Here is a 12,434-nt window from a genome sequence, read left to right as displayed (position 1 = left end):
AAAATCAATGAGAACGGCCGAATTTAGCCGGCCAGACGTGGTCGATAAATCTTGTTCGGCCGGCGCCAATCGATCCCGTCCAAAAGTAGCGAAAGCTGTGCCTTAGTGAGCGACACGGTCACCTGATCCTTGGTGGTCGGCCAGGCGAAACAACCATCGGAAAGCCGTTTTGTAAAAAGGCAGAACCCCTGGTCGTCATGCGCCAAAATCTTGATGATATGACCCTTGCGTCCACGGAAGCAGAAGATCGCGCCGGAATGCGGGTCGAGCGCGAGCACCTGCTGCACCATCCGCGCCAGGCTGTTGATCCCGCGGCGCATGTCGGTCTCACCGCAGCACAAGTAAATCCGGTCGGTCGGCACCACCGTGATCACCTGGTCAACTCCGCCAGTACGATACGCAGCGCCGTCGGATCGACGGTCCCGTCGATCCGCAATCGCGCGCCGTTCGGAAAGGCCACGACGATTCTGCCGGCCTGGTCCGGGCAATCGGCGACGGGGCGTTCGACACCGGGCAGATCGTTCACTTCGATCCGCGCGAAAGTTGCCATCGCCCGATCGGCATCGAGCTCGCCGCCGGCCATCTGTTTGCGCCAGGCATAAAGCTGTGACGGAGCTACGCCGAATGCCTCCGCGACCTCGGTCACCGACGACCCCGCCGCGCTCGCCAGATCGACCAACCCGCGCTTCTCCGTGCAACTCCACAGCCTTCGTTGCCGCACGCGCCCGGGCACCGTTGTAAGATCTTCGGACGCCGCGGCGGCGCTTAACTCGGCGACCGTATCGCCGCTTGCATGTTCCAATGTCATGGCTCGAAAACTCCATGTTCATCGGCCTATTGCAAGGTGCCTTGGCGCATCGCTTACGCATGAGAGAGGCTGCACTCACTAGAAAGTTGGGTACTTGACGGACACTCGCACCTCCTGCCGTGCAGCGTACCGTATTTCGGGTTCGACGATCGTCATGGCGGGGAAAGTGCGACGTATCATACGACCCGGCGTAGATTACCACAAATCCTGGGTTCAGCATCTCAAATGACGGGAGCGAGCGGCGCATTGTGCCGAAGACCCTCGGCAAATTCGAGACGCTGATCCGGGACATGACACGCCGGACACGGGGATCAGTCTGCCGCAGTTGATCAAGGAGCTGAAGCCATACCTTATCGGATGGCGCGATTACTTCGGCTTCTGCCAGACCCCCCACGGGTGCTTACGAACTTGGAAGCGTGGCTCCGCCGAAGACTACGCATGTATCTCTGGCGGCAATGGGGAATGGGCACAACCGCTTCAAGGAACTGCGCCGTCATGGCGTACCAAAGTTCGGAGCTGCGATTGCCGCCGGTTCACCGACGGGATTCTGGCGCATGTCTTCGAGTCTCTCGGTCTCCCCCGGCTCCATGTCTTTGCCCAAGCCTAATCCGATCGAACCGCCGTGGTACGGACCCGTATGGCCGGTGGTGTGGGAGGGGGACGTCGCGCCCCTATCCCGATCAGTCCGCAGTTGCAACAAAACCGTAACACTAAGTTACAGAATCTTTGCGGGAGCAGATCGCTGACGATGGTACCTTCGCCGCAAGGTCTGAGGCCTGGCACGGATAGGAAAGCTGATGCCGATTGTTGCCCAGACCACTTCACACCACGCAACATAGAGGTAACAGGCAAATGGCAAAAAGAGTGCTCATCCTGATTGAAAGCGCAAGCAATGGTCTGTCGTACGTCCAAGCGGCCCAGCGTCTTGGTCTTCATCCAATTACCCTGTCGACTGATCCAACTCAGTACGACTATCTTGCGGCGGAAAGCGTTGAGGCCATTCGTGTCGATACAGACAATCTCGATGCGCTGATCCGGGAATGTTCCCGGCTCCGTGCGACCTACGACATTGCTGGCATTACCAGCGCTAGGGAAGCGGTTTATGCGACAGTAGGCAAGCTCTGCCGCCGTTTCGGTCTCCCGGGACCGAACCCCGTATCGGTTGAACAATGCTGCGACAAGTTCGCTCAACGTCAGCTCCTCGCGGGAGCAGGCGTTCCGGTACCTGTTTATCGCGTGGCCGCGAATGCGACGGACGTAGAAAGCTATGCTGCGGAGATTGGCCTGCCGGTGGTTGTCAAGCCAGCGGTAGGTGTCGGCAGCAGAGGTGTCCGATTGTGCCGCAACGCCGATGAGTTGGCCGAACATACGACCTATCTGTTGGGCGGGAACTACACATGGCGGTCTTCACCGAGGATACTGGTCGAAGAATTTGCCCAAGGTCCCTACTATTGCGCCGACACAATGGGAGATGAGGTCATCGCAATCTCCGCCGGCGATTTCGGGGCTCCGCCGCATTTCGTCTTTCGTGAGATGACGCTTCCGGCCCTGCTGACCAATGAGGAGCGCGAGCGTATCGCTGATGTTTCGCTGAGCTGTTTGCAAGTTCTCGGCCTTGGCTGGGGGCCAACGTGCATTGAATTCCGATGGACGAAGCGTGGCCCGGTAGTCATTGAAGTCAATCCTCGCCTTGGTGGCGCGCCCGGACCTCAACTGATTCAGCTGGCTTATGGTGTGGACATCATCACCGAGCACATCAAGCTTGTCGTCGGCGACGAATGGGATTTGCGCAGAAGGCATTCGCAAACTGCGGCCGCTCGGATTCTAGTGCCTGATAGCGATGGCACCCTCGATTGGATCGGCGGCGTCAATCAGGCAGCAACTGTACCAGGTATCACTGAGGTCAAATTCTTTATTGAACCCAAGACCCCTATCGTCAGGAATGGCGACTACGGGGACCTAATTGGATATGTCATCGCCGCACATCCCAACCTTGCGCAAACCCAGGCCATACTTCAGCGTGCCGTCGACTTGATCGATTGGTCGATCACGCCATTTCCGGACCCTTGACGAATAGGGACCATCTGGGACTCCCACTCGAAGCCTGCGAGTGAACCATCCTCATTTCTTAAAAGGAACGGCTTGGTGCCGAGGGTAGCGCTACCTGCCTTGATCACACCAGCCTGTTTGATATCGTGAAGACAGTTGGGGTTCGCAACGCCTGTAAAAGCCATGAGAGCGGTAAGTGCTAAAGATGTATATCTTATCCCATTTTCATGCGTATCCCCCTTTTTTGGTTTGGAGCTTTCCACGCATTTTCGGCAATTAGCTTAAGTTATTCTGCAAAATTCGAGCCATCTGCTCTCAAAACGCGTTTCATGGCATCGAAATACATGCGGATCTCGGCGCCGTAGTCCGTGCCGGGAGCGCCGAGTGAGCTTCGGATGCGATCTTGGACTGCTTCCGAAATCATGCGCTGCTTGCCGGCCGCCATCGCTATCATCTGCGTCATAGCGGCTCTCTCTAAGAAGTAAAGGCGGTGGTAAGCCTTTGCGACGCTGTCTCCGGTCGCAACGGCCCCATGATTGGCAAGCATGAGGATCTTCTTGTCGCCCAGGACGTCCGCCATGCGCTCGCCTTCGTCCTGCGTTTCGGCAAAGCCGTTGTAGTCGCGGTCGTAAGCAATCATGTCCTGCAGAACCACGCCGTTCTGGCTTGAGGGCTCAATGCGCATGTCTTCCAACTGGCTCAGGGCCGTCGTGTAGGTCATGTGTGTATGCAGGACGCACTTGACGCCGCGCCGATGGATCGGGGCGTGTATGCAGACCGCAGTGAGGTTCGCGATGCCCTCGCCGGCGACAACAGCGCCGTCAAGGGACACCTCGATCAAGTTGGACGCGTTAACTTCGGACCAGTGATATCCGAACGCGTTCAGATAAAAGCGGTCCGGTGCTCCTGGCACGGTCAGCGTGAAATGATTGTCGATGCCCTCAATGAAGTTGTCCTTCACGGCCAGGCGATGCGCGGCCGCAAGATCACGCCGGGCTTCGGTCTGAGCATTCGATTGCGAATTGTGGGAATCTACAGTCTCATGTGCGTTCATCGGATCCTCTCAAGTGGTAACAATGGCCATGGTGCGGTGCTAAGCTGCAATCTCGAAAAGTTCCTTGGGAGTGTTCTGCAGAATCTCCGCGCCATTTTCCGTCACGAGGATGTTGTATCCGTATGAAATTGTAACGCCTTCGAACTGCGATATCGACGGCTCGAGGGAGAAGATCATCCCAGGCTCGAGGACCGTTTCGTCACCCACCAGAATGTCCGGAAATTGCGCAAAGGTCGGAGGGTAAGACAGGCCCATCCCAAAGCCCGCGCGAGCCACGATGAAGTCGGCATAATCGCCCCTGATATCCCGGCTGAGGCGGTCGATGTCCGAAGCCGATGCGCCGGGCCGGATCAGCTCGAAAGGCCGCCAGAACGATTCGTAGTTGATTTTCCAGAGGTCGAGCAGCCGGTCGGATGCCTTGCCCGCCACCACGGTGCGGCAGAGGTTGGAATTGTAGCGTTTCCAGGATCCCGTGAACTCAAAAAGGATCGGATCACCCGCCTCGATGATTTTCGACGATGGGACGGCGTGGAATGTGCCTGAACGCCACCCGGAAGCGATAATGAAAGGCAGCGTGGGATATTCGGAGCCCGCAAGCGCCAATTTCGACTGTACCGCCGCCAGCACATCCAGCTCGCTAATGCCTGGGCGGAGGATCTCGGCCATCGCCTCCAGAGCGAGGTCGGAGAACCCGGCCGCTTTCCGCATATATTCAATTTCGGTCGGCGATTTAATGGTGCGCAGCCGCATGATCTTCTGCGTCACGTCGACAAATTCAACTTCTGGAAATGCCACTGTCAGGGCTTTGTAGAGATCGGCGCGAAGATACCAATTGGCCATCTCGAGGCCCACCCTCTTGCCAGCTGTTGCACCGAGGGCGCGCAATTTGTCGATTGTCATCTGAACGGGATTGTGGCCGTGCGTCCAGATGATGATTTCCGAGATCCAGCACTGGAAAACGGTGAGCTCTTTCTCAGCTTTATGAGTGAGGAGCGAAGGTTCCTTCGCTCCTGTCTGGAAAAACACGCACTCATACAAATAGATTCCGAGAGGATCGAAGCCGGTGAAATAATTGAGGCTTTCGGGCGCATGACCGAGATAGATATCGATCTTCTCTTTCTGCAGCATGGCATTAAGACGGCTGACCCGGTCTTCAAATTCCGGCAGTGCAAACGTTAGTACCTTGCCATTGGGATGTTGTTTCATGTCATTCGTTTGCGCGGACATCGGTCCTCAATCCTGGTTGGTGTGAGCGTCTCTCGAGAATGGTGAGATGACGCTTTGGCGCGTAGAAACTTGCGGGCGGTCTATCGGCTGTCCATTTGCAGAACTGGCGGCGTCAGGCGTCCCAAACGCCTTTCAATCACTCGGGCGGCGCCGAGTACCTTGGCGTCGTGGTAGCGCGGTCCGACGAGCTGGAGGCCCACGGGGAGCCCGGCGTCGTCCAACCCCGATGGAAGGGATGCTGCAGGCTGCTGCGTCAGGTTGAAAGGGAAAGTAAAGGGCGTCCAATCGACCCAGCCGCTGAACCCATCGGGCTTATCCTTTCCAACGGGGAAAGGTGCAACGGCTACGGTCGAAGTGACCAGCAGATCAAAGCTTGCATGGAAATCGGCCATTTTTGCCGACAAATCGAATCGAGCCTGTTCGGCATCCTTGAATTCTGCGAGAGAGATTTCCTCACCCCGGATCGCACACTCAAGAAAACCGGGATCCAGCAGCTCTTTCTGTGCCTCGCTCATGCGAGCAATCAGACGCGCTGCTCCGGCGAACCAGAACGTTGCGAATACCTTTACAGGATTGGCAAAGCCAGGGTCTACCTCAACAACCTCTGCGCCCAGGCCACGAAGCTGTTCAACAGCTGCGTCGGTGACGCGCAGAATGTCAGGCGCCACATCGGCGTAGCCAAGAGTACGACTGTATCCGACCCGGATCCCGTCCAGGGACTCGGTTTCGCCTGACACGTCGGCCTTATAAGTCATGCCGCCGTAGCCGTCCCGTGCGTCGGGACGGGTGATAACATCCATCATCAGCACCGCGTCATCGACCGTACGTGTCATTGGTCCAATGTGAGACAGCGCTCCCATGGCACTAAGCGGCCACTGGGGCACGTATCCGAAAGTTGGCTTGAAGCCGAATGTACCGGTAAAGCTTGCGGGAATACGGATCGAACCGCCGCCATCGCTACCTTGGTGAAGAAATCCGAGGTTTAGCGCTGCGGCTACCGCCGCGCCCCCAGACGAGCCGCCTGGTGTCAGCTTCGGATTCCAGGGGTTGCGGGTGATGCCGGTCAGGGGGCTATCGGTTGCTCCCTTCCAGCCGTATTCCGGTGTCGTAGTTTTTCCGAGAATGATGGACCCGGCTTCTCGCATGCGGGCGGTGAGCGGTGCATCTTCATTCCATGGCCCGGCAGCACTAGTTGCTGCGGAGCCACGCCGCGTCGGCATTCCGCGCGTCAATGTGAGGTCTTTGATTGTAACAGGCACTCCGTCGAGCACACCGATCGGTTGCCGCTTGTTCCACCTTGCCTCGGATTGACGGGCCGCAATCAAAGCCGCCTCCGCATCAATGTAACAGAAAGCGTTGAGTTCGGCGTTGATTGCGTCGATGCGCTCAAGACAGTCCCGAACAACCTCGACCGGTGAGATCGTGCCGGCCCGGTAGAGTTCAATGCAATCGAGAGCCGTCAGGGCCCCTACGGTCCCTGAAACTTTGCTTATGCTATTCATTTTTTCGATCTTATGTTGGGTCAGCGGAGGCTGGCTGCGTCAATGACCACTATCTACCGAATGAGCTTCCCCGCTTTTTTTGATCCTAGGAAGGTCAGGGATCATTCGTCAAATCTATAGTTTTCGCGATATCGACGAAATATTTTTGCCGATATCGTATTCAGGCCTCGCCGTCATCCTCGGTATGGTTGGCCATGATTTCGGTCTTAATCCATGAGCTAAAGGCCGCCACCGTTGGCATTTCAGCCTTGGCCGGCGACGAAACAAGGTAATAGGAGCGTCTCCCTCTAAGCGAGAGATCAAACGGCATGACAAGCATGCCGCTTGCCAAAGCGGCTCGACAGGTGAAATCGTCGCCCAGCGCCACGCCTTGCGAGTAGACCGCAGCGTTGTAACAAAGGTTTCCGTCATGGAAGGTGATGCCGCTACGCGCCAGAAAAGGGTCGACACCGGCCGCGGTGAGCCAGATCTCCCAGTCTGTCTCGTCGCCAAGGATGTTAAGCAAAGGCACGTTGCTCAGATCTTTAGGGTCCTTAAACATCCCATGTTGATGCAGGAAAACCGGACTGCATACCGGAGATATACGGATGCCGACGAGGTAAGAGACACTCATCTCTGGCCAATGACCATTCCCGAAGGTGATAAACACATCAATGTCCTCATTCGCGACATTTTCCAGAAGGGTCTGGGTTTGAAGGACGATCTTCACATCAGGGAAGGCTCCATTGAATTTGGCAATGCGGCTGCAAAGCCAACCGCCCGCGAAGCCCGGTGTGCTACAAATTACGAGAGTACCGCTTACACTCCTATTCGCGTACCGCTGTGCTGAACCGGAGATCGTGTTGAGCGCCAACCGCACATCATGAGCGTAGGCTAAGCCCTCAGGCGAGAGCCCGATGCGGGTACCCGCCCGGTGCAAAAGTGAAAAACTCAAGCTGCGCTCGAGCAAGCGGAGTTGGTAGGTTACCGCGCTTCGGGTGAGAAAAAGCTCATCCGCGGTCTCTTCAACTGATCCTGTCCGAGCGAAACTGGTGAGAACGCGAAGCGCTTGAATGGACGGATAGTGTTTCATGAAACGGAACCGAGTCTGCATTAGCGCCCGTTTAAAGACGATGACGCATTTTATACAATCATTTAAGCGAACCGAACACCTGATCGCAGAGCCTGCGAGATCGGCGACCGCGTCACTCTCGTATTTAACCAATGCGCGCCGCTCCGCCGTCATGAGCGAAGGGGATGGCATGACAGACCCGCGCTCGATCCCAATCGCGGGTCCGTTTCCGGAACTCGTGATGTCCCCGCCGGGACGGTGGTTGCGGTGACCTCGTTGAATCGGCTGACGTCGACTTCGAACTTCGTTGCACACGTTGAGGCGCCCGCCCGAACATCACCATGAGGCATTCGACCTAGGAAAGGACCATGACCCCGGCGATGACAGAGCGAGACTCGGATTGACAACCACACGCAATTAAAAAGCCAATTCACAGTCATGGGTGGTGATTGGATGTCCTTGCTTTGCAAGAACATCCATGCGGGCTTAGTATCCCAGATCGAGCCTCACTTCTCGCTTCATCGGTGTACCCGATACAAATTCAGCCAGGTTCTGCGAGCCCCAGCGGATATTCCTCTCGAGCACGTCATCGGCATTTGCGGCTTGGTCGTTCGACGTGACCACATTGGGCAACTTGTGGATTCCAAGGCGCGATCCCCAGCCAATCGGAAATGTTTGGCCGTAATTGTACTGCCACCATACGTCGGTTGCGAAACCATGAAGGGTGCCTGAAGTGAGCGCTTCGTATAGCGGCTTCTCCTGGATCAACATGCCACGCGAGATATTAATGAGAAACGCCGATGGTTTCATGGCGGCGAGCTCCGCGGCGCCGAAAAACTGATGCGTCTCTTTTGTATCAGGCGTCGCTAGGACGACGTAGTCGCACTTCGGCAGAACATCGTGCAACTCGTCGACCCCGTGCACTGCATCGAAAAACTCGACCGGGGGGCCGCCATTGGTGCGACGGACGCCGAGGGCTTGCATGTCGAACCCCTTGGCGTGTTTGGCGATACGCCCGCCGATATTTCCAACTCCAATCACGCCGATTGTGCGACCGTGTAGCATCCCCGACCTGTATTCGTCATCATAGAGAGGGAATAGCAGCCTGCCTTCTTCTGTCGCCCGGTGCTTAAGGAGAGTCTTTTTTGCAAGAGCTAGCACGAACATCATTGCTTGCTCCGCGACCGCGACCGCATTCGCGCCGCGAATGTTTGCGAGCTTGACGCCACGCTGTTTGAAAAGATCTAGCGCGCCCATCAGTCCAAGGTCGTCCACGCCGGAATGCAGCCAGGAGAACACCTTGAGCTTTTCCGCGATCTGAAGAAGTCCCTCCGGGACGCTAAAAGCAATGATCGCATCGGCGTCGGGCGCCAGATTCGTCACGTCTGAGTAGTCGCAGTCGAAACGCGAGAGATATTCGCCTCTCGGTGCCACCACTTCGGTTCCGGGCGGCAGCACTCCTTTGATTAGGTTGATCTCAGTGTCCGTGGCATACCATAAGCATAGAACTTTCATTCCTGGTCCTCCTGAATTCGGATAATTGGTCGGTGCGAAGATGGGTCGCGTCAGACAGTGAGTAGCTTTCCGAATCCCGACAGTGGCTGTGTATAGCCGGAAAGTCTAAGTGCATCCCAGAGCATTGCTTGGTGAGCGGTGATCACAGGCTTGCCAATTCGCGCTTCGAGGGCCTGGATGATTGTCGAAGTCCTCAAACCAGTGCATGGTATGAACAAAGCTTCGGACTCAGCCGAATTTAGTGCCTCGGCCGCTGCTATGATGCTCGCCGGCTTGATATTGATGATTTCATAGTCGTTTTCGATGTGGAATGAACCACAAGACACGACTGAAACACCTTCGTCCTTCAAGCACTCGGTCATCGCCGCCGTAACGTCGTCTGGATAGGGTGTCAAAAGATCGACCCGCCGAATCCCGAGCTGACGAAAAGCCTTGTAGGCTCCTGTCATAGGCGATGTTAACTTCGCGCCTGGTGCAGTTCGGTGCAGTTCTGCTTCAAGGGTCGTTTGCAAAATCAGCGCAGATCCAGACGTGCAGCCGTAGGCAAAGACATCCACGGACTCCCGGGGCACGAACAGCTCGGCGGCTTTGGCAATTTCATGCGCATGGCCACGCAGATTTTCGATCGTAATCGGGTTTTTCGTCTCAATTCGGGTTGCTGAAATACTAACGCCGTCCTTCGGAAGCATTCTCCGCAGCTCGTACTCAGTCACGACATCTGTCGAAAGAGCAATCAAGCCGATTACAACCTGGTTCGCCATCCCTGCGTCCATAGCTGCTTCAAGGTGTTTGATTGGCGACGTGATCATGACGATATGCCCGCGTTTGCTGAAACTTGAAGATTTCTGACGATTGCCCAAGCAGCGCGCGCCGCGCGCAACACGTCATCATCGGAGACACCGAATTCTGCCGTGTGAACATGGGTTATGTTTCCGAGCGCTTCATTGTAACAGCCAAACCAGAAATACACCGATGGGAGTTTTTCGGCATAGAATCCGAAGTCGTCTGCCCCTGCGAGAGGTCTCGCCGGAACGAGTGACTCACTTCCATAGATTTCGCCAATGGCTTCCCGGGCCGTTTGACTGATACCTGGATCGTTTACGACGGCAGGTTCTCCCGGAACCAGCTTGAACTCTGCCTCGCCGCGATGCATCGCGGCAATCTGACGAGCCAGTTCCTCCAAACGGCGTCGAAGCCTCTGACGGGCGTCTGGCGAACGTGTGCGCAGCGTACCGTCGAGAACGACGCGATCGCAGATGATGTTGGTTGCTTCACCACCATGGAAACGGCCTATTGAAATGACAGGAGCTTCGTCGCTGTGGCTCTCACGCGATATGAGTTTCTGCATCTCAATGACGAATGTGGACGCGATCGCGATCGCATCAACACCCAGCTCTGGCCACGCCGCGTGGCTCTTCTTGCCTTTGAAGATGATCTGGAATTCGTCGGAAGACTTTGTTACCGGGCCCGTCAGGACGGAAAACGTCCCGGAGGGTATTTCGGGGTTCACATGCATCCCAATTGCGCAGTCAAAACCGTCGAGCAGACCTTGTTCAGCGACAGATCGGCCGCCGAGGGGTTCTGCTTCCTCAGCCGGTTGAAACACAACGCGCACCTTTCCCGCGTAGTGCTGACGATAGGCGAGCGCCGCCAATACAACGCCCAATGCTGCCGATGCATGCGCATCGTGGCCGCAAGCATGCATCTTTCCAGGGACACGGGATCTATATGGGATATCCGGTCGGGCCTCTTGGATGGGCAGCGCGTCGATGTCGCCACGAACCACGACATTTATGGGAATTCCATTTCCCTCGCCGACAATGTCAACGAACAAGCCTGTGTGGTGAAAGACCTGGGGTGTTTGCAGCCCCGCACCGCCCAAAAACTCCGCTATTTTTGCCCGAGTGTTGTGCTCCTCATTTGATAGCTCCGGGTTTGCGTGCATGTAGTGCCGGAGAGCGAGGATTTGCTCCTCGCATCCCGCCGGCAAATGGAATGCGTGACTGGCCCGTTTGAGGTCTGTGTCCGATGCATTCATTGATCGATCACTATCAACTGGCGTGGCGACTGTGCCAGGCACTCGGCCTGCTTGTCGGTGATAAGGATGCTTTCAGTGATTTCGATGCCCCAGTCGCCAAACCACAGGCCTGACATAAAGTGGAACGTCATCCCTGGCCGCAATTCAGTGCGGTCCCCTGTGCGGAAGCTTGCGGAGTGCTCACCCCAATCCGGCGGATAAGCGAGACCGATCGAGTAGCCGCAACGGCTTGGCTTTTTCAGCCCGTGACGCTCAATGGCGGTGTAGTAGGCTTGCGCGACGTCTTCGCAAGAATTCCCCGGCACCGCTTTCTCCAAGCCAGCCGCCATTCCCTCGAGCACGGCCTTTTCTGCATCGACGAACTTTTGTTCCGGCTTACCTAGATAGAATGTCCTGGAGAGAGGACAGTGATAGCGTTTGTGGACGCCGGCGAGTTCAAAAAAGATGCTTTCCCCAGAGCGAAGCTCACGATCTGACCAAGTCAAATGAGGCGCCGAGGCGTCGATGCCCGCCCCGATCATGGGAACGGCCGCTGGGTAGTCGCCCCAGAAGCCATCAACGCCACGAGTGGCGGTGCGGTAAATTTCCGCCACAATGTCCGATTGCTTGACGCCGGGTTTCAACACTTCGGCGACGCGCTGATGCATGGCCGTCGCGATTTTGCCTGCTCCGCGCATGTACTCGATTTCGCGGGGAGACTTGATGATCCGCTGCCATTTCACAAGCCTTGTCGTGTCTTTGAAGCTTGCGTTCGGCAGCGTGGAGGACAGCGCTTCAAAAGCTGCGTGCGTAAAGTAGTAATTATCCTTTTCGATCCCGATCGAACCCGTGGACCAGCCGAGGTCTGTAACCAATTGGCCAAGGGCAGTCATCGGATGATATTGGGAGGATTGGACGTAGTGATCCGCGTACGACTTGATACGGCTCTCATCCATGTAAATGGTTCGGCGAGCACCGTTGCCGTCCATTTCGCGACCGAACCAGACCGGGTCTTCGTCCCCATGAATGAGGACGCACTGGTGAACGTAGAAGGACCAGCCGTCATAACCGGTAAGCCAGGCCATGTTTGCGGGGTCCGTGACGATTAGAAGATCGATGCCTTCCCGCTCCATTGCTTTGCGGGTGCCCTCGAGCCGAGCTTTGTACTCGGAAATCTCAAAGCGTAGTTTCGGTGCAGTCATGGTTGATTC

At 56.4% G+C, this 12,434-nt stretch carries 12 protein-coding genes; 2 read left to right on the top strand and 10 right to left on the bottom strand.

What is annotated here, in order from left to right:
- Positions 1-23: 23 nt before the first annotated feature.
- A complete protein-coding gene (tnpB, locus tag DBIPINDM_RS04550) occupies positions 24-374 on the bottom strand; it encodes an IS66 family insertion sequence element accessory protein TnpB (protein WP_023782575.1) in 351 nt (116 codons plus the stop codon).
- Positions 371-808 carry an IS66-like element accessory protein TnpA gene (gene tnpA, locus DBIPINDM_RS04545; RefSeq protein ID WP_258580897.1) on the bottom strand — a complete coding sequence of 146 codons (438 nt, stop codon included), beginning with the start codon at positions 806-808 and terminating at the stop codon, positions 371-373. Before tnpA ends, tnpB begins: the two co-directional genes overlap by 4 nt.
- Positions 809-1,133: 325 nt before the next feature.
- Here tnpA and DBIPINDM_RS43590 point away from each other — a divergent pair, with 325 nt between their 5' ends.
- Together DBIPINDM_RS43590 and DBIPINDM_RS04540 are read left to right on the top strand one after the other, a co-directional pair.
- Positions 1,134-1,415, top strand: coding sequence for a hypothetical protein (locus DBIPINDM_RS43590; protein ID WP_416361685.1), 282 nt, complete (start codon positions 1,134-1,136; stop codon positions 1,413-1,415).
- Between the two features lie 245 nt (positions 1,416-1,660).
- Positions 1,661-2,878: an ATP-grasp domain-containing protein gene (locus DBIPINDM_RS04540; RefSeq protein WP_258580896.1), complete on the top strand. Its 1,218-nt coding sequence runs from the start codon at positions 1,661-1,663 to the stop codon at positions 2,876-2,878.
- A gap of 265 nt (positions 2,879-3,143) precedes the next feature.
- Here the strand turns inward: DBIPINDM_RS04540 and DBIPINDM_RS04535 are convergent, their stop codons facing one another.
- The 8 genes from DBIPINDM_RS04535 to DBIPINDM_RS04500 all read right to left on the bottom strand — a co-directional run bounded on the left by DBIPINDM_RS04535 (position 3,144) and on the right by DBIPINDM_RS04500 (position 12,425).
- On the bottom strand, positions 3,144-3,911 hold the full coding sequence (locus DBIPINDM_RS04535; protein ID WP_258580895.1) for a class II aldolase/adducin family protein: 768 nt from the start codon (positions 3,909-3,911) through the stop codon (positions 3,144-3,146).
- A gap of 39 nt (positions 3,912-3,950) precedes the next feature.
- Complete coding sequence (locus DBIPINDM_RS04530) at positions 3,951-5,138, bottom strand: M24 family metallopeptidase (protein ID WP_258580894.1); 1,188 nt, start codon at positions 5,136-5,138, stop codon at positions 3,951-3,953.
- Positions 5,139-5,218: 80 nt separating this feature from the next.
- Complete coding sequence (locus tag DBIPINDM_RS04525) at positions 5,219-6,640, bottom strand: amidase (RefSeq protein WP_258580893.1); 1,422 nt, start codon at positions 6,638-6,640, stop codon at positions 5,219-5,221.
- Positions 6,641-6,800: 160 nt separating this feature from the next.
- Complete coding sequence (locus DBIPINDM_RS04520; protein WP_258580892.1) at positions 6,801-7,712, bottom strand: LysR substrate-binding domain-containing protein; 912 nt, start codon at positions 7,710-7,712, stop codon at positions 6,801-6,803.
- A gap of 465 nt (positions 7,713-8,177) precedes the next feature.
- On the bottom strand, positions 8,178-9,206 hold the full coding sequence (locus DBIPINDM_RS04515) for an NAD(P)-dependent oxidoreductase (RefSeq protein ID WP_258580891.1): 1,029 nt from the start codon (positions 9,204-9,206) through the stop codon (positions 8,178-8,180).
- A 50-nt stretch (positions 9,207-9,256) separates the two neighbouring features.
- Positions 9,257-10,015 carry an Asp/Glu racemase gene (locus DBIPINDM_RS04510; RefSeq protein ID WP_258580890.1) on the bottom strand — a complete coding sequence of 253 codons (759 nt, stop codon included), beginning with the start codon at positions 10,013-10,015 and terminating at the stop codon, positions 9,257-9,259.
- Positions 10,012-11,244: a M20 metallopeptidase family protein gene (locus DBIPINDM_RS04505; RefSeq protein ID WP_258580889.1), complete on the bottom strand. Its 1,233-nt coding sequence runs from the start codon at positions 11,242-11,244 to the stop codon at positions 10,012-10,014. Before DBIPINDM_RS04505 ends, DBIPINDM_RS04510 begins: the two co-directional genes overlap by 4 nt.
- Positions 11,241-12,425: a M24 family metallopeptidase gene (locus DBIPINDM_RS04500; protein ID WP_258580888.1), complete on the bottom strand. Its 1,185-nt coding sequence runs from the start codon at positions 12,423-12,425 to the stop codon at positions 11,241-11,243. Before DBIPINDM_RS04500 ends, DBIPINDM_RS04505 begins: the two co-directional genes overlap by 4 nt.
- Between the last annotated feature and the right edge of the window lie 9 nt (positions 12,426-12,434).

Origin of the sequence: Mesorhizobium sp. AR02 (genome assembly GCF_024746835.1) — a bacterium.
Classification (GTDB): domain Bacteria; phylum Pseudomonadota; class Alphaproteobacteria; order Rhizobiales; family Rhizobiaceae; genus Mesorhizobium.
Note: the sequence above shows the minus strand (reverse complement) of the source record. Positions and strands in the feature narration are given on the sequence as shown.